The following is a 21,935-nucleotide window of genomic DNA, read 5'->3' on the forward strand; positions in this document are numbered from 1 at the left end:
GTGATATACAACATGGAAAATATTCAAAAAACAACTTCCCCCGATTCCATTGAAGCAGAAACATCGCCTGAACTCAAAAATCGCGGTCTGCTGCTGACAGGGCTCATCATCGCCATGCTTTTCGGTGCCTTGGACGGCACCATTGTGGGTACAGCCATGCCGCGGATCGTCGGCGAATTTGGCGGACTCGGTCTGATGGCTTGGCTGACAACAGCCTACATGCTGACATCGACGGTTGTTGTTCCAATTGCAGGTAAACTCGCCGATTTGATCGGCCGACGCGTCATCTATGTCACAGGTTTAGTTATCTTCATCGGAGCTTCCGCACTCTGCGGGATGTCCCAGAACATGACGGAACTTATTTTGTTCCGCGGCTTGCAAGGTCTTGGCGGCGGTATTATGATGCCGATGGCGATGATTATTATCGGTGACTTATTTACCGGTAAGCAACGTGCCAAATGGCAGGGTGTTTTTGGAGCCATCTTCGGTTTGTCTTCCGTAATCGGCCCTCAAGTTGGCGGTTGGATCGTTGATGCTTGGAACTGGCGCTGGGTGTTCTACATTAACCTTCCGGTTGGTATCCTTGCCGTTATTTTAATCTCGATCGCGCTGCCTAAGCACAAAGCTGTTGGTAAAGTAAAATTCGATATTCCGGGGATTTTCACAATGGTACTCGGGGTTGTCAGCTTATTGCTTGCCTTAACGTTCGGCGGTAAAGATTATGCTTGGTCCTCTTGGCAAATCATTGGCTTGATTGCAGTTGCGGTCGTATCCTTGGTGTCGTTCGTATTCATTGAAAGTAAAGCGCAAGAACCTATTTTACCCGTACGATTGTTCAAAAATAGAACTTTCTCCACCATTAACGGTGTAGGTTTCCTTATGGCTGTCGGCATGTTCGGTGCCATCATGTTCGTTCCACTCTTCATGCAAGGAATTGTCGGCATTAGTGCATCTGCATCCGGTACGGTTATGACACCGCTCATGATTACGATGATTGCAGCCAGCGTTGTTTCCGGCCAATTCATTCATAAAATCGGAGTTAAGCGACAAATGCTTGTCGGTATGCTCATTATGGCGGTAGGTTTCTATTTCCTCAGTACAATGGGCATTAGCACAACTAAATTAATTGCGTCCAGCTATATGCTTGTTCTCGGTCTAGGTATGGGTTTGGTTATGCCGATCCTGACACTCGCTTTGCAAGAAAGCTTTCCGAAATCCGAACTTGGCGTGGTGACCTCTTCCAGCCAATTCTTCCGTCAAATCGGCGGTACCTTCGGTATGACGATTCTCGGTGCGATTATGAACCATAAATCTACCGTATTGTTGGAACAAGATTTGCTTCCTGTTGTGAAGCAGTTGCCTGCAGAAGCCAGTCAATTGGCGGATCAAATGACAGGGATGGTTCATACGAACCCGCAAGCTTTGTATTCCTCTCTGCTCAGTCCGGAAACATTGGCTCAAATGCCCAAAGAATTCGTGGAGCATATGCTGCCTATTCTCAAAAATGCTTTGGTGACTTCCCTTCACCAAGTGTTCATTGTAGGACTAGTGTTCGTGTTATTAGGCGCTGTGCTTACCTTCTTCATCGGGAACATCAAGGTGTCTGACCGCAAGTCCAAAAAACCACAAGACGAGAAAGAAATGTCGCCTGGTATTGCCTAAATGAAAAAGAGGCTGTTCCCATAGTACTACTTGGGGGCAGCCTCTTGTCTTCTCTTTTCTTCCCTATCTCCACTAAGAGTCTCTAGAAGCTCTTAAACGCGCCAAAAGCCGCCCATTTTGAGGAATAGCAGTCTTTGGAGACTCTTAACTCCAAGCAATTCCCTCCAAACTCCTCCAAATATAGAAATAAGAGCCCCTAAAAGCTCTTATTCGAGCAATTGGAGGCTCATTTTCGGGGATAGGAGTCTTTGGAGGCTCTTAATCAATCGTACCCATATGATTTAACGGAAACAACCGGAAAACCGCTTTGCCGATCAAATCTTTTTCTGGTACAAAAGGGGTTGGCCACATGTGGGAATCGTAGCTCTCATTGCGGTTGTCACCCAAGAACAGATAGTTTCCTGCTGGAACAGTCACTTGCTTGAACGTGTAGGTCATCGCAGATTTCACATAGGGTTCATCTACCTTTTGACCATTGCGAATAAGGCTTCCGTCTTTGATTTCTATGGTGTCGCCAGGCAGTCCTATCAAACGCTTCACATAGCGATCCTTATTACCCGCGAGCGGCGGCCAGAAGACGACGATATCCCCGAAGCTGAAGTCCGTTAACACCTTCATTTTCTCCACGATCAACTCGTCCTTGAGCTGAATCGTTGGCAGCATAGAGCCTGTAGGAACTGTAACCGCCTGCGCTACATACGTATTAATGATCAGGGAAGCGAAGACAGCGACCAGGACGCTAGGCCCCCACTCTTTGATGGTTTTCACAATCTTGTTCATAGGTAAATGACCCCCTTCTTAAAACGATGAATGTCTCACTATACAGTAGACGATTTCAAGCGATTCAACATTAATATAAAATAAAAGTTTGTTGTATAATGAGGTTGGAGACTATATAGGAGAGTGATAATCTTGAAATATCGCAGACTTGGAAAAACCGATTTGAAAGTTTCCATTGTTGGTGTTGGCACTTGGCAATTCGGTGGAGAATGGGGACTTACCTACACACAGGCGGAAGCTGATGCAATTCTCGATCAGGCAGCTGATCTGGGCATCAACTTAATCGATACCGCGGAATGCTATGGCGATCATTTATCCGAATCGTTAATCGGCAATTACTTATCCCGCCGCAATCGCGAGAAGTGGATTGTAGCTACGAAATTCGGTCACCATTTCCATGATTTGTTCACCCGTACGGATGATTTCAGCGCCGATGGTGTGATTAAGCAGTTGGATGATTCTCTAAAATCATTGCAAACGGACTACATAGACTTATATCAATTCCACTCCGGGCCGGATGATTTATTTGATAATGATCTTCTCTGGACGACGCTGGACAAACAAGTCCAAGCCGGTAAAATCCGTCATCTCGGGACTTCCATTGGCAGCAACGCCAATATTCATCAAACGGAAGGCTCCACGAAAGTCAACTCGAAGGCGATCCAAGTTGTCTATAACCGCTTGGACCGGGCTCCTGAAGAGTTGGTCTTCCCTTCTTGCACGAGTCAGGACCTTGGTGTTCTGGCCCGCGTTCCGCTGGCAAGCGGTTATTTGAGCGGCAAATATAAACCAGGCGCCGTGTTCAGCAACACCGATGTGCGTCATCGCCACGATGCCGACAGCGTCAAGCTCAAGCTGGAAGAAGTACAGCGCATTCAGCAAGAAGAAGTGCCGCCTGGCATGGATATGGCCAAATGGGCGCTCGCTTGGTGTCTGAAACATGACGCGGTCACAACCGTGATCCCGGGCTGCAAGACGCCAGAGCAAGTCGTTGCCAATGCAAGCGCCACAGAACTTATCAGTGATAACCACCCGCAAGCCTGGAAATCTTAGGAATTCGCCATTTAGGAAGGAATGGACCTCAAGATGAGTCACCACATAGAAGAACAATCTTGGAAGCAGCTCACCAGCCATTTGGCTGAGTGGGTTGCTGACAGCCACAAACATACAACGGATGGTCACGTTGCTTCCTACATTCCTGAGCTTGCGAACGCACCCTCTGATGTATTAGGAATCTGCATCATGGATGCAGGCGGGCTTACCGTCGTCGCTGGTGATTCTGACTTTCGCTTCACGTTGCAAAGCATTTCCAAAGTTTTCACACTGATTATGGCCTTGATGGATCGAGGCGAAGCGATCGTATTCTCCAAGGTAGGCATGGAGCCTACAGGTGACGATTTCAATTCTATGCTCAAGCTGGAGCTTGTCGAGCCTGGGATTCCATTTAACCCGCTGATAAACGCGGGGGCCATTGCGATTTCTTCCTTGATTGCAGGCAAGGATTCAGAGGAGCAGGTGGCGCGGATTCTGCAGTTTTTTCGTGAGGTCGCGCATAATCCGACACTTGAAATCAATCAGGCGGTGTTCCAATCAGAGTCTGATACGGCGCACCGCAATAGGTCCTTGGCCTATTTCCTCAAAGACAATGGCGTACTTGATAGCGAGGTCGACGATGTGCTGCGCACCTATTTCAGCCATTGCTCCATCGAGGTCAATTGCACGGATTTGGCTAGAATGGCGCTTGTTCTGGCCCACAACGGCGTTGATCCGATTCGCAATCAACGATTGATCCCTCGGCGCTTCGTCCAAATCGCCAAGACGTTCATGTTTACTTGCGGGATGTACAACGCCTCCGGCGAATTCGCCATGAACGTTGGCATCCCAGCCAAAAGCGGGGTATCTGGCAGCATTCTCTCGATGGTGCCCGGCCAATACGGCATCGGTGTTGTCAGTCCTCCGCTGAATCGCAAGGGCAACAGTACAGCAGGCGTTCACCTGTTGGGCAAGCTGTCCCAGGAGTTCGACTGGAGTCTGTTTTAAAGCAAATCTGTGTTCGTTATTTCATTCATTCCGAAACAAAATAGAGGCTGTCCGCCAGGTTTTCAACCTTGGGGACAGCCTCTATGTACGTCTAAAGGATCGCTTGTTTAATTCTTTGCAGCACTTCAATCAATTCGTCAATCTCATACTCACTCAGTCTAACCGTGACGTAGCTGGGAGCAATTCCCCCGTCGTTGACTTCCAATAAAGTAGCTTCATCTTTATCATCCAACTTCACGGACAACTGTTCTCGATCCAGCATTGTTATCCAAGCCATGGCCGCCACCCGCTTTCTCGTGTATGAAATGCCCTTCCATCAATAAACAATAAACGTCTTATGGTAAACCGTTTCATTATCGTCAGGATCCATAACGCGCATCTCCAGATCCCAATTCCCTCTGAATGGCAGGTAAGCCCCCACCGCTTTGTAGCTGAACTTGGCGAAACCATACGATTCTTCTTGCGTCTTGTCTTCATAAAGCGCTAGAGGGACCGAGATCGGTGCGATTTCCGCATCGTCGGTGTAATGCAATATCATCAGAACTTGTTTGGGCTTTCCGCTCTTTTCCGGAAGGAACACTTTCGCTACGAAATTATTGGTTCCTTGTATTTTCGGCGTAATATCCGCAGATACATGAACCTTTTCCCCCATCTGATGCCACTGCAGCGGCTCGTTCACCGGAATTGGCGCCAAGTAGGTAATAATCCCCACTAGCAATACGATGACAACCATGAGCGTAAGATCCAGCCTCACCCAGATGAAAGAGCGTTCCGCTTTCTTTTGGCGCATATACAGCCGAATAACAAGACCTAGGATCATGACGAGCACAACGGCTCCAACTTTAACTAGCATCAGGATACCCCAAGTTGAGTACAGCAAGTAACGCAAGTTGGGCAGGAACAATAACACCGAAGCGACTCCGGATAGGGTAAGAACAAGGATTGAAATCAAAGCCATATTCGAAAATTTTTGCATATAGGTGCTGAATGCCGTATCTTTCTGACGCCATTTCACATAGAGGAGAATTAAGCCCCCTACCCATAGTGCTGCACCGACCAGATGAATAAAATCGAGCCCAATTGTTGCCCATAATGGCGAAAAAGAAGCCGCGTGCCCGCTGAAACTTTTTACAACAAGCAAGCTTATAGGCCATATGACATCGAACCACTTCCATCTGCCTGCAAGCGCAAATCCTAGGAAGGATAGGACAAGCAGCAGCACCCAAGAGATGCCGATATTCGTTGCAGTAAACAGCTGCCACAGTTCTTCCGTTCCGCCGCCGCCGAGCAAATCCTCTACATGGGTGAAAATCAGAAACAACAGCGCTACCAGTTGTGCTCTTTGGAGATTAAGCGTCCATGCTGAAAGTGTTTCGCGAGTTTCTAAGCTGCTGACACCGGGAAGTCGCAACCATATGACCCACCCGGTTAAAGCTAATATCATCAAATACCACAGTCCGCGAGAAGCATATTGCAGCAGTTCTTTCGTTGTCAAAGGGCCCCCACCATGATCATGGCTCGCATGAGCCGTAGGTAAATCCAGTGTATCCTCTTGTGGCGGATTGCCGATCGTGATCGGATAACTGCCGCCAACCGGATGCCCGTCAGCCGAGATGACATGGTAGCTGACCAAGTAAACACCTTCGGAAAGCTTAGGTAAATCAAGCTCCAAGCCGGTCTGTGTTTTGTTCAAATACGCTTTGCTCTTCGTAATTTCTTCGCCGTCATGATTGAATACTTTGATATAAAAAAGTCCTGCATCCAACGGCTCGTTAAAGGTCACAGTTACTTGTGGCGGAGAACTTTCCAGCTTCGCGCCTTCTTCTGGAACAGCCTGTACTAATGAGGCATGGGCGGATACGCTCTGCGGAGCAATGGCAACGCTCAGGAGCATCATCATCAACAGCGCGATCAGCATGGCAGGCATGAGTATGAAGCGCGGGTATGCGCTTTTTTTGAGTTTCAACATGATCATTAGGTCCTTTACTCCGAAATCGGTTTCCGCCCAGCAAATCCATCTTCTTTGCTGTGATAATACCGAATTCTGTCCTCTCCTTGTTTCCAGCAAAGCAGAACTTCATGTCCTTCTAGCATTGATGGGAAATCAACCAGTCCTGTTTCTATATCCTTGAGCTCAACACCGGTCGTTTGGAAATTCTGTATGAGTCCGCGTACCTCGATCTGAATAAATTCCAGTTCGGCTTCCATCACGAAAAAAGGATCTTTCTCCTTGTGCGGTTTCTCGGCAAGTTCGTTTTTCATTTCACGAAGCTCTACATATTTCTCTTCAAACTGCTGTTTCAATGCCTGCATCTTCTTCAACTCTTGGTCGACAAAAGGGAGCATGGCATTCGCCTCTTCTAGACTAAACCATTTTGTAACAGACATATCACACCTCCATGCCTAATTCTAACAAAAAAACAGATGAACTACGAGTTCTGCGTATGGTCGTGAGGTTCTCCGTGAGCATGTCCATGCTCATCTACATGTGTGACTGAAAGTTCGGCGTAGCCGACGCCTTTCAGTACCTGTATCCGCTGCTGCAGTTCGCGTAACTTATGTACTTTGCCCCGAACAACCAAGATTTCCAGGCACTGCTGATGATTCAAATGAATATGCATCGTAGAAATAATAGCATGGTGATACTCATGCTGTAGCTCCATTAAGGTGATGGGCAAATCGCTAACATGGTGATCATAAACCATCACAATCGTTCCCGCTACGTTTTCATCCGGCTGCATGCTGCTTGAAGTGAGCAGCGCTTTGCGTGTAAGATCCCGGATGGCTTCCGAGCGATTATCATAGCCCTGTAAGGCAATTAGTCTGTCGTACTGTTCAATAAGAGATTGCGGCATAGAGATGCCGAACCGCACCAGCGCTTCTTTCTCAGACATCAGTCAATCTCCTCTTCTCTTTAAGGCGCAATGGAGCGAAAAACACATCCTCTACCTCATCAGCTGGCAAAGGCCGACTGAAGTAATACCCCTGTATCTTTTGGCAATCATTATCCATCAAAATATCAAGCTGCTCCTTGGTTTCGATGCCCTCTGCAATAACATCCATTTTCAAATATTGGGCCATTGAAATAATCGTGGACACAATGGCCTTGTCGTTATCGTTCTCGGTAATATCCCGAATAAACGAACGGTCTATTTTCAGCTTATGAATGGGAAGCAGCTTCAAATAACTAAGAGAACTGTAGCCTGTCCCGAAATCATCCAAACTAATCCGAATGCCATAGGCCGTTAACTCATTCAAAATATGGCTGGAAATCGTAGGATCCATCATCATGCTTTCTGTAATTTCCAGTTCCAAATATTGAGGTTCCAATCCAGTTTCTTCGAGAATGTCTTTGATGTAATCAATCAAATGCGTTTGATGGAATTGTTGAGTGGACAGATTGACAGAGATGGGAATAAGCGGCCCTCCTGCGTCGTGCCACTGCTTCATCTGGCGACAAGCTTCACGAAGCACCCAGGTGCCCAGCTCATAGATCATCCCTGTCTCTTCCGCAATCGGTATAAAGACGCCGGGCGAAATCGTACCTTTGGTTGGATGTCCCCAACGAACAAGTGCCTCAACCCCGATCATTTGGCTATCTTCCGCACGGATTTGAGGCTGATAATAAACAAATAATTCATCGTTTGGAATTGCTTTTCTCAAATCATTTTCCAATTCGATCTTCTCTTGTAAATGCTCGTTTAATTCATGGCTGTAGAATTGAAACCCATTTTTCCCATTCTTCTTCACTTCGTACATCGCGGTATCCGCATTTTTCAACAATTGAACAGCGTCTACGCCATCAAACGGAAACTGGGCTATGCCGATGCTTGCTGTGACATAGAAATCATTTTCTTTCAATCGGTACGGCAAAGCGATGACGCGAATAATGCGTTCCGCCAACGCGGTTATGTCATCTGAGTTGTCATTTTCATAGAGCAATGTAAATTCATCCCCGCCCATTCTAGCCAGGATGACTTGGAAACCACTTATGCTTTGTTGAATTCGTTCACACATCTCTTGGAGAAACAAGTCGCCATAGGTATGCCCAAGCGAATCGTTAATCATTTTGAAACGATCGATATCCATGACCATTACCGCGAACGATTTGGGCTTGCTTTCGATTATTTGCGTAAGAACCTGATTAAACATGCGCCTGTTCGGCATGCCTGTCAACTCATCATGATAAGCTTGATGCTCAATTCGGTCCTTGGCTTGCTTCTCCATCGTGATATCCCGCGCAATAATATTGTTGCCGACCACTTTTCCATCCAGGATGACGGGTACATTAATGACACTAATATTCACGTTGTCCCCGTTTTGATGGACGATAACAGTTTCATATCGCTGGATTTCTCCGCCAAGCGATCTTAGCAAGAACTCCCTTGTTCGTTCCTGATCTTCTTGCACAATAAGGGGATACAAGCTGCTAATGGTTTGATTGTGAAACCATTCGTTCGACAAGCCGGTTAGTTTCGTGATCGCGGAGTTGAATCCTTTTATACGATAATTAAGATCCACCGTGATGATGCCGTCCTGATTGTTCTCAAACAGGGATCTATACCATTTCTCATTCTCCAGCAGCTCTGTATCTTTGCGCGTTAAGCGATTGGAGATGAAAATACCGAATAAGGACAGCCCCAGCGTTAACATAGTGCCGCCAATAATGAAGTAGGCGAGAAATTTCTGATCCAGCACCATGCCTGTCGATAAGGTTGATTTCATGCCCAGATGGAATTGCGCTGCTTGCATGCCAGTATAATGCATCCCTACAATGGCAGCCCCCATAATCAGACCACTGCCCAGTTTCTCCCATATTTTGCGCGAGCCTGTGCCTTGACGGAAATAAAAAGACAACCACAATGCCGCGATAGATGCCACAATGGCAATGACGATAGAAAGAATCACATAAACAGGCCGATAGGTAATATCGATCTCCATGGCTGCCATGCCAATATAATGCATAGCCGAAATCCCCGTTGCCAATAGAGCCCCAGCCAATAGCAATTGGCGCCACGTCAATGCATTGCGACACACAACATATAGAGCAGCAAAAGAAGCAACAATCGCCACCAGCACGGATTGAATAACGGTTGACAAATCGTAAGCGATCGGAACCGTCAACGAAAAAGCGAGCATGCCCACAAAATGCATAGACCATATGCCCATTCCCATGGCAATTGCGCCAAACAACAGCCATAGCCCTTTGTATCGTCCTCTAGCGTTGCTTATCTTGTCTACTAAATCAAGTACCGTGTAAGAAGCAAGTACGGCAACTATGTAAGAAAAAATGACCAGTTCCATGTCATAAGATCCGTGTACATGTTCCATCTATATAATTCCTCATTTCAATCCATTTACAGTACTCTGGCTCTTGCGCTCCCAGTCACTATACCAAATTCATAAGTTTCTTGACACGAGTTTCCAGTTCAACAAGCGAAAAAGGCTTTGTCATATAGTCATCAGCACCCATGTGCAGACCTCTGACCACATCATCTTCCTTTTTCTTACCTGACAGCATTAGCACTTTCATTTCTCCCTGTATCAAATGAGCATCCTTCTTTAGCTGCTCCAATAAGGTAAAGCCATCCAGCTTAGGCATCATCCCATCCAGAATGCAAGCATCGAAATGCTGGCTCTGGAACAATTCCAGCGCTTTTTCACCGTCGGCAGCATGCGTAATGGTGATGGGCAAATGCTCTAAATGAGAGGTAAGAATCGCTCGTAAAATAGGATCATCATCGACAATTAGCAGACTCTTCTTCTGTGTCTGTGCCGCTGCCAATTTGGGATTGACCTCATCTAATAAAGAAGCAGCCATGATTCGATTCCTGCCTTGCTGCTTCGCTTGGTACATGGCCTCATCCGCTTTGGACACCCATTCACCTACGGTCATTCCAGTTCGCCACTCGGAAACGCCCGCTGAGAAGGTAATGGAGAAGACTTGCCCCCCATATTGGGCCACTGGTTTGGAACGTACTTTGTCTAAAATGTCCCTCATAGTCGCTATCGCCTGTTCTAAGGATGTACTGGGCAGAGCAATCACGAACTCTTCTCCGCCAAAACGCGCAAGCAAATCCGTTGATCGCAAATTCACCTGCAGAAGATGCGCTAAGCCTTGCAGCACCAGATCCCCCACGTGGTGTCCGTAAGTATCATTAATTTTCTTGAAGCAATCGATATCAATAAACACCAAAGAAATCGGTGCTGGATAACGGTCAATGCGCTGAAGCTCCATCTCGATCTGCAAATCGAAATATCGGCGGTTAAACACGCCTGTCAGCGGATCGCGGAAAGCGAGCTGCTCGAAATTTTTGGTTCTTTTGAGCAATCCATAAATCCTCGCCGCCAATTCTTCATATTGAAACGGTTTGGTCACATAATCATCGGCACCGAGGTGAAAGCATCGAACTTTATCTTGCAAATCATTGCGTCCTGATAAAACAATGAGCGGCAGCCATTTCAACGTCGGATCTTCCTTAAGAAACTCAAAGAGCTCGTAGCCGGATTGAGGATGCATCATAAGATCCAATATGACTAGATCATACGTATGTTGACGCAATAATTTGATAGCGGAATCCACATCAGCCGCTTCATCAACGACACAATCGTCCAGTTGCAGCCGACGGGTCAAATAAGAACGCAGCACTTCATCATCATCAACGAGCAGCAGCCTGCTCTTGAGCGAACCCAGCATGGAGGCGCTGCTCGAATCCTGCTGTTCATCCAACTGCATTTCAGTTAGCGCGATATCATACTCCATATTCATTTGGCGAAGGATGGGCTTGCTCCGTTCTACGCTCTCTTGGATCGGAGAATTGGGCAGCAGAATAGCGGCTCCCTCCACTTCCATCGATTGCGTCCATTCCCACAGATGAACCAGATCCTCGGCAAGCTTGCCGATCCGCACATAGCCAAAAATTGGCGAACTGCCCTTGAGCGTATGAATAATTCGATAGAAACGCTCTAAATCTTCCGATTCAGGAGCTGCTTGAATGGCATCAAGATGGGATTGGAGTTGTTTAAGCTGTTTCACGAATTCACGGATGAATAGTTTTCTCCCCGTTTTGAGAATTCTCTCATCTCTATCCGCTTCCGACTTGGAGTCCTTCGTTGTCTCCAGATAGTTATTGCTCATGTCCAGACAATCACCCTTTTTACATAATAACTAGCTCTATATGGTTCGTACTAAGATTTCAGTAATTGTCCAACTGTATCCAAAAGTTGAATGGGGCTGAATGGTTTTACGATATAAGTCGTTACGCCAGCAGCTTTGGCTTTCTCTTTATCTTTATCCAGCGCTTTAGCCGTTAATAAAATAACTGGCAGCTGGTGATTGACATTATCGCTTTGCCGCAGCCATTCACAAACTTCAACACCTGTGCGCTCCGGCATCATATAATCAAGAATAATTAAATCAAATGTTTCTTTCTCCAACTGTTCAATCGCCTGTTGACCGTCTTCAACCTCTGTAATGGCATACCCTTCATCGGAAAGTGTCTCCGTAAGCAAAAAACGAAGTGCGAATTCGTCATCAGCAAGCAATATTTTGTATACAGACATGGTGTTCTCCTTAACCTGTTTAATTTCCACTAATTATATCATTTTGTGTCGAAGCAAGGTACTATTATGTTCGCTTCCCAGCCTAAACGCCAAAAAAAGCTGCCCCAAGGTTCAACCTCCCAGGACAGCTTTCTATTCGCAACCTTTATTTAATTCTCCAGGAACCGCTGATGAATTCGCAGTGTTATCGTGCTGCTCCACCAAGAATAACATCCAAGTGACGTGCAGTGTCATAAACCGTCTGAAGCGGACTATGTGCATATATACCGACTTCAGCCGTCACGGTGTCCGTATAACCGATTTCTCCCAGAGCCGACCGAACCTCAGCCCAATTGACATCGCCCGCGAGCAGCGGCACAAAACCATGGCCATTGCCTACGTTTGGTCGATAATCTTTCACATGGATCTTGAAAATGCGGGATCCAAGAATTCGAATCCACTGCTGCGGATAGCCGTTATGCAAAATATTGCCCACATCAAAATATACGCCGACATAAGAGGACTGCAAATCATCGACATAGGCACGCATTTCAAGCGGTGACAGCAGAAACTTGTTCCATACGTTTTCGATGCCTATGCGCACGCGGCGTTTCTCAGCTTCTTGGACCAGCAGAGCGAGTTCCGCATGGCTGCGATCGTAGCACTCATCGTAGGAAGTCTCCTCATTAACGGCTCCCGGCACAACCAGTACCGTATCGATGCCCAGCAGCTCCGCAAGCTCAAGCTGTTTCTCGACAACTCGGCGTCCTTGTTCCCGTAAAGCGGCGTCTGCAGAGGAAAGCGGGCTATGCCACAACAATGAGGTAGACAAGCTTCGCAGCTGAATGTCGTACGTCTTGGCCAAGCGTCCGATTGCCTCGGCTTCAGATGCCGTTGTTTCCATAGTCAAACCTACATCACCTAACGGATTAACATTCAATTCAACCGCGTTGTAACCCGCTTCACGGCTAATCTTAAATATTTGCTCAAGCGGTGTACCTTCTGGGAAACACCATTGATTAACACCTTTTAACATAACCAACCTCCTCCGAATCGTTCAGATCAGATCACATGGCAAAATTAAACTGCCGGAATAACAATTCTTCGCTGCGCTTCCGCCGACTCGTTCGCTGCCAATGTGACTTCGAGGGTCACGGCCGCTTCCGAATAGTCGCCAAGCACAAGTTCCTGCCGTCCACTCTTCACCGCGGCGACAAATGCCCGATTCTGCTCAAGATAGAAATCCATCTCCGACGTTACGGTGATATCCTGCGTGTCATCCACGATTCTCAAGGTCATTCCGCTCACAGACACATAGAAGTCATGCCCGAAAAATTCGACATCCCCTCGTCCCAGATGGCGCGACAAGCTGGTGTTGCTGATAGTCCCGAGCGCTCCGCTGCGCAGTCCGAATGACACGATGCCTACATCATACACCGTTGCTTCCGGGTAATTACGTTGAATATGCCGCTGCGCATAGTTCGCCTCCACAAAATCAAATTCACCGGCCAAATAACGAACCAAGTCAACTTGATGCGTAGACTGCTCCACCAGTTGGCCACCTGAACGATCCATAAGCCTCCACCAGCCTACATCGGGCATTCCGCCAATTCGGTAGGCAAGCACCATATCGACTTGTTTATCTGCCAAATATTGTTTGGCCTGCTGAACAGTGTCCAGATAGCGCAAGCAATAGCCGGATGAGTGAATAATCCCGGATTCGCGAATAATCTGCTCTTTGCGGCGCACCTCCGCCATTTGCAAGCCGATCGGCTTCTCCGATAACAGATGAATGCCCCGCGCCGCGGCCGCCTCTTCAATCCCTTCCCTTACAAAAGGCGGTGTACATATATAAAGCGCATCAATAACGCCCGCATCCAGCATTTCTTCCAATGTTTCGTATGTTTTTGCGCCAAACTGGTTCGCCATCTCCGAAGCCCGCGCCTTGTTGAGATCACAGACAGCCGTGATTGCTGCGTCTTCAATCTGTTGCAAAGTTTTCATGTGGTATTCCGCCATGCCGCCTACACCAAAAAATCCAATTCTTACTTTTTCCATTTGTTGTGCCCTCCCAGACCCTATTTACGACTACACTCTTAGCATATCGAATTAACCAGCACTTGTATTTAGGGAAACCGAACCGCAATTTACGCAAAACGCAACTCGTCTTACACGGGACCGTTCTGCATACGCTCGCTTTTACGCCAAACGGTAGGCGGAATTCCTTCTTGTTCCTTGAACCATTGTGAAAAGGAATGCAGTCTATAAAAGCCAATTTGTTCCGCAATCTCGCGAATATCTTTATCGGTTGAACTTAACAGCCACTTGGCTTCCTGCAAACGGCACTGCTGCTGATACTGTTTGGGACTAACCCCATACATTTGTTCAAAAACGCGGCGAAACGCCGGCTCTGTAAAACCGGCCATTTCGGCCAAATCCGATATGTGAACAGATCCCTGTAAATTTTCACGCATGTAGTCAGCCGCCTTGGTTACGGTCATTCCTTGCAAATCCTGCTGCGAGTGCTCCAGCAAAAAAAGCAGCAGCACTTCCATCCAAGCCATGTAGTTCGCATGCTTTTCTTTGAGGAACGAAGCTTTCATGCGGAGCCATTCCCGGAACAAACGTTCAAGCCTTTCCTTGTCCAGCCTGGATAAAGCCAGAAATACCGGTTGGCTGTCTGCAGCTCCTCCCGTATCGCTGGCGCACCCGAGCTTCCCTAACAGCTCCATCACATTCAGAGGGGCGCCCTGCAGCAGAATAACCCCGAACCGCACCCTGGTTACCGCCTCGAATCGGTGCGACAAGCTGGGTGGAATGATAACGATGTGCCCTGCCTCCATATAGCTTCGCTTTGTCCACTCGAACAAGGCCCTTCCTTCAAGCACAATACTAACTTCAACGGCCGGATGACTGTGAAATCCTTCATCATAAAAATTATCATCATGGGTGCCGATAAAACTGCGGATATCCAGCTCATCTTTCATTAGGCTCACGCCACCTCCAAAGCCATTTGTCATGTTCGTTTGCTTCTTCTTTTTATTATCCATCATACAACAAAAAAAAGCAGCATCGCATGGGATGCTGCTGCTAAACTTGACTAACACTGATTTCACGTGTCTTGACAATAATTTTGCGGATGCTGTCTTCCGATAAATGAAAGACTTTGATCAACTCCATAACGGTGGAGCCGGTTTGGTACAGCCGGAAAATTTCTTGATTTCGACGCTCAATGATGATGCGTGTTCCATTATTTTCTCCCCATCCAGCGCGTTTTTGCTCTTTCTTAGGGATATATACGATTTCACCTTGGATATATTCTTGTAATTGTTTTAATAGGTTAGGGGGAAGAACGTCCTTCCCGTTCTTGTAACTCATGGATGAAAACCTCCTCAAATTGTGCAAAGCTAAACTTTGACGGATTTGCAGAGAGTATTCATCGCCCCTTAACCTCCTACCATTCTCAAAAAATGGAATAAAAAAAACACGATCATAATCGTGCCTGTCGGTTGTATATGCAATTATACAATTCAGGTGAACGGTTATTCCACGAATGATATTCAGTTAGGAGACGAGTACCTCTGCGGCGGCCGCAACAATCATCGCTACTGTCATTTTCATTGTGTTCATTAAGAAACACTCCTTTCACCTAATTTGGATTGGAAAACATAGTCATTTCTTGCTATTTGTGTTCACTTCGTGTTCACATTTTTTATTATATGTAAAAAGCGTCTCGCTGTCTACTCGTTAAGTAAATTTAATGCGGAGGCCTTGCGGCCCCCGTTTGGAACAGTGACCTCTGCTTACGCAGAGATCACCTCTGTTTGTGTTGTAATCACCTTGATCACTCCTTTCCTCAGGAATCAGCCGGCCGGCTACATCTCTATTTACTCATATTCCCAGCTTGTTCTCAAGTGAAAGAATCGTTATATTGATTCTTTCCTATTGGGAAATGAATCTAATCGAGTGCCATAACAGCTATCCCGCTGCTGTTCAGCAAGCTGCGGATATCCCGGGCGAATGCCACGGCATGGGCGCCGTCGCCGTGGAGACAGATCGTGTCCGCCTGCAAGCTCAGATCCTCCCCCTCCAGGGAGAGGACCTTCCCCGTGCGGACGAGCCTGACCACCTGCGCCGCCGCATCCGCGGCGCTGTGCAGCAGCGCCCCCGGCTGATCGCGGGGCGTCAGGGTGCCGTCGCGCTGATAGCTGCGATCGGCGAAAGCCTCGCTCGCGGTTCGCAGCCCCGCGGCGGCGCCCGCCCGCAGCAACTCGCTGCCGGGCGGGCCGAACAGCGTCAGCTCCGCGCTGACGCTCAGGGTCGCAGCCGCAATGGCGGCGGCTAGCTCATGGCGCTTCGCGGCCATGTGATAGAGCGCGCCATGCGGCTTGACGTGCTGCAGGCGTCCGCCTTCGGCGTGGACGAACGCCTGCAGCGCCCCGAGCTGATACAGCGTCAGCTCGTAAGCCTCGGCCGGCGTGATCGCCATCTCGCGCCGGCCGAAGCCCTGCAGATCGGGCAGGCCCGGATGGGCCCCGATCGCAACGCCTTTGCGCAAGCACAGCTGCACGGTGCTGCGCATGGTGGCCGGATCGCCTGCATGGAATCCGCAGGCGATGTTCGCGGAGCTGACGTAGTCGAGCAGCTCCGCATCACGGCCCAGGCGATAAGCGCCGAAGCCCTCGCCCATATCGCAGTTCAAATCAATACGCAGCCTCTCCACTCGGCCGTCCTCCTTTTATCTACGTGATTCGTGATCTTGGTACCAAGCCTGCATCCCGGCTTCCAACAGCCGCAAATCCATCGCTTGCAGGAGAAGCTGCTCCTGCGCCTCCCGGTGGCTGACTACCTCGAAACGGATCGTTCCGCCCGGCTTTACTTGAGCCACCAGTGGAAGATCCGCTGTAATGACATGCGCGATTCGCGGATAACCGCCTGTCGTCTGACAATCCGCCATCAACAGAATGGGTTGTCCTCCTGCAGGCACCTGGATCGTCCCTTGGACGACGGCTTCGGAAATCATTTCATGAGATACATCATTTGTCATACGGAGCTGATCACCCTTCAAACGATAGCCCATGCGATCAGATTGCGGTGTCACCATGAACCCTTGAGCAGCAAACTGCCATCGACTATTCTCCGTGAAATAAGTAGCCTCTTTTCCCCATGTCACTCGCACCGTAGGATTCTCCTCATAGGGCGGGCGTATAAGCGTGCTCACCGCACCCGCAGGTTGGTTTCTAGCAAACCTTTTCATTTCACCTTCACCAACATTCAACTGATCGCCAACTTGAAGCCCTCTTCCTTCGTAACCGCCTAATCCTGCTCGCAAATACGTGCTTTGGCTGCCGAGCACCGATCGGCCCTCAAAACCACCGCTAACAGCCAAATAAGCTCTGCAGCCTTGCCTGGCATAATCGATAGTCAACCGCTCACGCTGATAAATGTTGAATGGACGCCACAAAGGCATGGGAGTTCCGTCGATCTCAGCTTCCATATCAGCTCCGCATATCGCGATGACCATGTCCTTTTGCGCTGTCAGAATCGGACCTGACAGCGTCATTTCCAATGTACAGGCATCTGCTTTGTTGCCAACTAGTATGTTGGCCGTCCGATGCGCAAAAGAATCCATAGGACCTGAGGCGATAACGCCGTATTTGCGAAACCCAAAACGTCCTTCATCCTGCAAGGTCGACAGCAGTCCAGGCTTGCTAACCTCAAAGCCCATAGGTTTGCTTCCTTTCCCTTGAAGCTTCAAACTGCTCTTCCGTAATAGCGACAAATCGCACGAGATTCCCGGCCTTCAGCAAAGATGGCGGGTCATCCTGGGGTCGGAATAGATCAAGCGGCGTACGGCCGATCAAGTTCCAGCCCCCTGGCGTTTCAAATGGGTATATACCTGTTTGATTGCCGCCAATGCCCACCGATCCCGCAGGAATCCGGGTTCTTGGCTGCGATTTCCGCGGCGTCGCAAGCCTCTCATCCAATCCGCCTAAATACGGAAAGCCTGGCGCAAAGCCGATCATGAAGACAGGATACGTCCGCGAGGTATGCAGATGAATAATTGCCTCCTGCGATACATGGTGAAAAGCTGCAACAGCTGCAAGATCAGGGCCGTACTGCTCACTATAACAAACAGGTATATTAATAATTTCCTCAGGTTTGTGCGTAGATGTCTCATTCTCATGTTCAAAACTCATCAACAGCCGGTCGATATGCTGGCAAACAATGTCGTAGGGGAGCTCTGTTTCCGCTATTTTGGCGCGCAGCGCGCCCCCCACTGCTTTGGCAGCCAGATTCTGCTCGTAGATCAGCAGGCTGTCATAGTAGATTGTAATTGTTGTATAAGCGGTAACCAGCTCGATAAAACCAGCAAATCGGTTGTTTTCTATATGGACCGCCAGCCGGCCAATTCGCTCCAGTTGGGCTACGTCGATGCTTGTCCCTAGCTGCATCACAAGGGCTGAATCACCAAGCGGCTGATAGTTATAACGATCAGAGCGCATTGATTTAGGCAAAGTTCTGCTTTTTCAGCCAATTCGCACACGTTTCCGGCCATTGATAAGCTTCTGTATGATCTTCAGCCAAGCCAATCCCATGACGCCCGCTCTCGTACACATGGAGGTCAAAAGGCACTTTGTTCCGGCTAAGCGCGGCGGCAAATAACAAACTGTTTTCTACAGGAACAGCCGCATCGTCGGCTGTATGCCAGAGGAACGTAGGCGGCGTATCTTCGGTAATTTGTTGATCATTGGATAACAGCGTTACCAGCTCGGGATCTGGTGTTTGTCCCAACAGGTTATGCATCGATCCCACATGGGCAAATTCTCCGTCGAACGTAATTACCGGATAACATAGCACCATCACATCTGGGCGGCTGCTGTGTCTGTCAATTGGATCCTCTGACGCTTCATTTCCCGCATCATAATGAGTGCCTGCCGAGGAGGCAAGATGTCCGCCTGCGGAGAAGCCGAGAATACCGATTCGATTCGGATCTATGCCCCATTCTCCGGCATGGTGTCTCACCGTCCGGATGGCCCTTTGCGCATCTTGCAGCGGAAGCGGATGCTCGTGCGGAGCCACGCGGTAGTTAAGAACATAGGCGGCAATCCCCAGCCCATTCAGCCATTTGGCAATAGGACCCGCTTCATGCTCGGCACGCCTAGAGTAACCGCCGCCAGGACATACTATAACGGCAGAGCTCAAGCCTTCTTTGGCAACAGGATATAAGGTCAAACTCGGACATCCTTGGTTATCCTCACCGATGCTGCCTGCGGATGCTCCGGGCCATAATTCAATTGTTTCATTTCCACTCATTGTGAAACCCCCTTATTTGATTTCCGTACTAAGATAATAATATCCAAACTTAACCAAGTAGCAAAGAGTCTATTTATAATAAGGAGCTGATCTTCATGATTGTCGCTACAACGGAACAAATTGCAGGCTATGAAGTAACCGAAGTGCTCGGAAGTACATTTGGTGTTGTCGTGCGCGCCCGCGGCATTGGCGGTGACATTCTTGCCTCGTTGAAAAGTCTTGTTGGCGGGGAAGTCACCCAGTACACACAGATGGTGGAAGACGGACGCAAGCAGGCTATGGATCGATTGGTGAAAAATGCCGCCGCTATGGGCGCAGATGCCATCGTGATGATGCGTTTCGACAGTGGTGATATCGGTCAAAATATGAGTGAAATCGTTGCCTACGGCACTGCCGTCCGGACACGCAGGCTATGAATGCAATTACCCCTTTTTTACTCTTTTATGGGGCATGGTTCGCGGGTATTGTGATTCTCTTCCTACTTGGCTATCTTATCTATGATAAACGATACAAAAACAACGGTTCGAAAACACCGGAAAAACCGTCCAACGGATTTCTTTCGACACCTGAAGTGTTCATCGACCCCAAGGATGGCTACACGTACAGGGTTTACTACAACCCGCGGTCGGGCGACAGAGAGTATATTCGCGAAAAATAGTCGTGGCGACGCCAAAAAGCCGTACACACTGAGCTTACGCTCTTCTGTGTACGGCTTTATTTTGATATTACACTAGTCCCAAATGACTTCCCAGTTATGATTCAAGGTAGCTTCTATCGTTCCCCGCTCCATAATGTAGCCTGCCAGTAATTCAGCGACATCTGTCGGAATATCCTTCACGACCGGTTTGTTCTGGAACATGGCATAATTGCCGCCGCCCGCGGCGCGATAATTGTTCATAACGACATCAAAAGAAGCCCCGAGATCAAGCGCTTTCCCCTCAAAATCCAATTGCACGACACGGGATCCGATGGGCCGCGAAATATTCAATTTGTACGTAATCCCTTCCCACATATCATAGTTAAAATGCTGCGGCTTAGGTTCTTTGAACTTGCTGCTGACCTGAATATCCCCCGTCGATGTGAGCTCGAAATATTCGGCCGACTGCTCCAAGGCATCCTTGATGTCTTGACCGGAAATCCGAATCACTTTGAGGGTATTCGGATAAATATAGTTCGAGACGATGTCTCTCATCGTAATATCGGAAGGAAATCCAGGTGAGACATTATCGAACAAGGCTGTATTGGATATGGAAGCCCCTGACAAATCCATCTGTACGCGGTTGATGAACTCGATCAACGCATTGTCCTTCAACCGAATCTGCATCGGATCCGTTACCCGCATATCGCCTGCAAGCTTGCCTATCGGCTGATCCAGCCATTCTTGCGTCTTCGCTTCGTAGGAGCTGACCAGCTCAACAAGCTTCTGGTCCGCTTCCATGCCGACAACAGTCAGCAGCTCGGAAGCCTTGCTGTCCACCTGCCAGCTGCCGTCCGGCTTTTGGGACAGCTCAAGCTGCACTTTGCCCAGGGTCACTCCCGTCGTCCCCGGCTGAACAACGATGACACCGTTAATCTTGGTTCCCGCGATGCTCCGGTGTTGATGTCCTGTAAGCAGCACATCGATCCCTTCGACTTCCATGCAGAGCTGGTAGCCTTGATTTTCACCTGTGAGTGGTTCTGTTGGTTCGCCAGTCGTCAGATCACGTTCAAAACCGCCATGATAAGAGACGACAACAACATCCACTTGTTCTTTCTCTTTGAGAACCTTCACCCAAGTTTGGGCTGCTTCAATGGCATCTATAAATCTCAGACCTTCGATATGCGCCGGATTTTCCCAATTTGGGATATAGGGTGTTGTCAGCCCCAAAATACCAAGCCTAACGCCACTTTGCAATTGCTTCACGATATAAGGCTGGCCAAGGAAAGGCTCCCCGCTTCGGTCATCCAAAATTGTTGCACATAGCCAGGGGAAGTTGGATTCTTTGACTGCCTTTTGCAGGACTTCAAGGCCATAATTAAATTCATGATTCCCCAGAACAGCCGCATCATAGCCCAAATAGTTAAGTCCAAGCACCATCGGATCCATCGGCTCGTTGTCCAATCTGGCATGATAATAAGCCAAGGGGGTTCCTTGGATCAAATCGCCGTTGTCAATCACAATCACTTCTTGATGAAGGCTGCGTTCATTAGCAATCAGTGCGGCTATTTTCGTTAATCCTACTTCGTTAGCTTGGTTGTTCGCATACTGGATCGGCAGCATACTGCCGTGCAAATCGCTCGTTTCCAATATGCTGATTGTACAAGTGTTCTGTGAGGATGCATGAACCAAACTAACCACTCCTATGGTTGAATTTATTTTGTGTTGATTATTATACAATAGAGAATGGTAGATTGACAGGTGGCCGAGTTGTGGAGTTTCTGCTTCTGTTTGGGCGGGCCTTTGGGGGGTGGTTATTGCGTTTGGCTGGATTTACGCCAGTCAAATTATCAATTTCACCTCTGAAAACCGAAAACACTGGAGTTATTCCAGTGGAATTCGGGTTTGTGGGCTCTGGGAAGGCTTTTTTTTGCATTTCACTGGACAAACTCCAGTC

23 protein-coding genes are annotated in these 21,935 nt (G+C 48.3%); 6 read left to right on the plus strand and 17 right to left on the minus strand.

The features are described 5' to 3' along the window. Positions 1-12: 12 nt before the first annotated feature. Positions 13-1,662 carry an MDR family MFS transporter gene (locus tag IEY34_RS15030; RefSeq protein WP_189012690.1) on the plus strand — a complete coding sequence of 550 codons (1,650 nt, stop codon included), beginning with the start codon at positions 13-15 and terminating at the stop codon, positions 1,660-1,662. 258 nt (positions 1,663-1,920) lie between these two features. Here IEY34_RS15030 and lepB read toward each other — a convergent pair whose 3' ends face one another. Continuing rightward, positions 1,921-2,442 (minus strand): signal peptidase I, encoded by a 522-nt coding sequence (gene lepB / locus IEY34_RS15035; protein WP_189012691.1) that lies wholly within the window; start codon positions 2,440-2,442, stop codon positions 1,921-1,923. A gap of 132 nt (positions 2,443-2,574) precedes the next feature. Between lepB and IEY34_RS15040 the strand changes: the two genes are divergently transcribed. Both IEY34_RS15040 and glsA read left to right on the plus strand, forming a co-directional pair. Then, on the plus strand, positions 2,575-3,495 hold the full coding sequence (locus IEY34_RS15040; protein ID WP_189012692.1) for an aldo/keto reductase: 921 nt from the start codon (positions 2,575-2,577) through the stop codon (positions 3,493-3,495). Between the two features lie 33 nt (positions 3,496-3,528). Further along, complete coding sequence (glsA, locus tag IEY34_RS15045; protein WP_189012693.1) at positions 3,529-4,482, plus strand: glutaminase A; 954 nt, start codon at positions 3,529-3,531, stop codon at positions 4,480-4,482. A gap of 91 nt (positions 4,483-4,573) precedes the next feature. Here glsA and IEY34_RS15050 read toward each other — a convergent pair whose 3' ends face one another. The 15 genes from IEY34_RS15050 to IEY34_RS15120 all read right to left on the minus strand — a co-directional run bounded on the left by IEY34_RS15050 (position 4,574) and on the right by IEY34_RS15120 (position 19,341). Next, positions 4,574-4,759, minus strand: coding sequence for a hypothetical protein (locus tag IEY34_RS15050; RefSeq protein WP_189012694.1), 186 nt, complete (start codon positions 4,757-4,759; stop codon positions 4,574-4,576). A 39-nt stretch (positions 4,760-4,798) separates the two neighbouring features. Continuing rightward, positions 4,799-6,457 (minus strand): copper resistance CopC/CopD family protein, encoded by a 1,659-nt coding sequence (locus IEY34_RS15055; RefSeq protein WP_189012695.1) that lies wholly within the window; start codon positions 6,455-6,457, stop codon positions 4,799-4,801. Between the two features lie 8 nt (positions 6,458-6,465). Next, on the minus strand, positions 6,466-6,870 hold the full coding sequence (locus tag IEY34_RS15060; protein ID WP_189012696.1) for a DUF2203 domain-containing protein: 405 nt from the start codon (positions 6,868-6,870) through the stop codon (positions 6,466-6,468). 41 nt (positions 6,871-6,911) lie between these two features. Further along, the gene (nikR, locus tag IEY34_RS15065; protein WP_189012697.1) at positions 6,912-7,376 is read right to left on the minus strand and encodes a nickel-responsive transcriptional regulator NikR; all 465 of its coding nucleotides are present in this window, start codon (positions 7,374-7,376) and stop codon (positions 6,912-6,914) included. Then, on the minus strand, positions 7,369-9,813 hold the full coding sequence (locus IEY34_RS15070; RefSeq protein WP_189012698.1) for an EAL domain-containing protein: 2,445 nt from the start codon (positions 9,811-9,813) through the stop codon (positions 7,369-7,371). Before IEY34_RS15070 ends, nikR begins: the two co-directional genes overlap by 8 nt. Before the next feature lie 58 nt (positions 9,814-9,871). Then, the gene (locus IEY34_RS15075; protein ID WP_189012699.1) at positions 9,872-11,620 is read right to left on the minus strand and encodes a response regulator; all 1,749 of its coding nucleotides are present in this window, start codon (positions 11,618-11,620) and stop codon (positions 9,872-9,874) included. Between the two features lie 50 nt (positions 11,621-11,670). Further along, positions 11,671-12,045, minus strand: coding sequence for a response regulator (locus IEY34_RS15080; RefSeq protein WP_189012700.1), 375 nt, complete (start codon positions 12,043-12,045; stop codon positions 11,671-11,673). Positions 12,046-12,229: 184 nt separating this feature from the next. Then, complete coding sequence (locus IEY34_RS15085) at positions 12,230-13,060, minus strand: sugar phosphate isomerase/epimerase family protein (RefSeq protein WP_189012701.1); 831 nt, start codon at positions 13,058-13,060, stop codon at positions 12,230-12,232. Positions 13,061-13,104: 44 nt separating this feature from the next. Continuing rightward, entirely contained in the window at positions 13,105-14,082 is a 978-nt protein-coding gene (locus IEY34_RS15090) for a Gfo/Idh/MocA family protein (protein WP_189012702.1), read from the minus strand. Positions 14,083-14,192: 110 nt separating this feature from the next. Beyond that, a complete protein-coding gene (locus tag IEY34_RS15095) occupies positions 14,193-15,011 on the minus strand; it encodes a helix-turn-helix domain-containing protein (RefSeq protein WP_189012703.1) in 819 nt (272 codons plus the stop codon). Positions 15,012-15,114: 103 nt separating this feature from the next. Further along, positions 15,115-15,402, minus strand: a complete 288-nt coding sequence (locus IEY34_RS15100) for a CD3324 family protein (RefSeq protein ID WP_189012704.1) — start codon at positions 15,400-15,402, stop codon at positions 15,115-15,117. Positions 15,403-15,982: 580 nt separating this feature from the next. Beyond that, on the minus strand, positions 15,983-16,747 hold the full coding sequence (locus IEY34_RS15105; protein WP_308423016.1) for a LamB/YcsF family protein: 765 nt from the start codon (positions 16,745-16,747) through the stop codon (positions 15,983-15,985). A 15-nt stretch (positions 16,748-16,762) separates the two neighbouring features. Then, positions 16,763-17,752 (minus strand): 5-oxoprolinase subunit C family protein, encoded by a 990-nt coding sequence (locus tag IEY34_RS15110; protein WP_189012705.1) that lies wholly within the window; start codon positions 17,750-17,752, stop codon positions 16,763-16,765. Beyond that, positions 17,742-18,542: a 5-oxoprolinase subunit PxpB gene (gene pxpB / locus IEY34_RS15115; protein WP_308423017.1), complete on the minus strand. Its 801-nt coding sequence runs from the start codon at positions 18,540-18,542 to the stop codon at positions 17,742-17,744. Before pxpB ends, IEY34_RS15110 begins: the two co-directional genes overlap by 11 nt. Further along, a complete protein-coding gene (locus IEY34_RS15120) occupies positions 18,535-19,341 on the minus strand; it encodes an alpha/beta hydrolase (RefSeq protein ID WP_189012706.1) in 807 nt (268 codons plus the stop codon). The genes pxpB and IEY34_RS15120 overlap by 8 nt, the downstream gene beginning before the upstream one ends. A 95-nt stretch (positions 19,342-19,436) precedes the next feature. Here IEY34_RS15120 and IEY34_RS15125 point away from each other — a divergent pair, with 95 nt between their 5' ends. After that, positions 19,437-19,757 carry a YbjQ family protein gene (locus IEY34_RS15125; protein ID WP_189012707.1) on the plus strand — a complete coding sequence of 107 codons (321 nt, stop codon included), beginning with the start codon at positions 19,437-19,439 and terminating at the stop codon, positions 19,755-19,757. Continuing rightward, positions 19,754-19,999 (plus strand): HD family phosphohydrolase, encoded by a 246-nt coding sequence (locus IEY34_RS15130; RefSeq protein ID WP_189012708.1) that lies wholly within the window; start codon positions 19,754-19,756, stop codon positions 19,997-19,999. Before IEY34_RS15125 ends, IEY34_RS15130 begins: the two co-directional genes overlap by 4 nt. A 72-nt stretch (positions 20,000-20,071) precedes the next feature. Here the strand turns inward: IEY34_RS15130 and IEY34_RS15135 are convergent, their stop codons facing one another. After that, on the minus strand, positions 20,072-21,670 hold the full coding sequence (locus tag IEY34_RS15135) for a bifunctional metallophosphatase/5'-nucleotidase (RefSeq protein ID WP_268240132.1): 1,599 nt from the start codon (positions 21,668-21,670) through the stop codon (positions 20,072-20,074). Positions 21,671-21,750: 80 nt separating this feature from the next. Here IEY34_RS15135 and IEY34_RS36785 point away from each other — a divergent pair. Further along, a partial coding sequence (locus IEY34_RS36785) for a hypothetical protein (protein ID WP_229757650.1) occupies positions 21,751-21,935 on the plus strand: 185 nt, incomplete at its 3' end.

This window comes from Paenibacillus marchantiophytorum, from assembly GCF_014640555.1.
Lineage (GTDB): Bacteria > Bacillota > Bacilli > Paenibacillales > NBRC-103111 > Paenibacillus_E > Paenibacillus_E marchantiophytorum.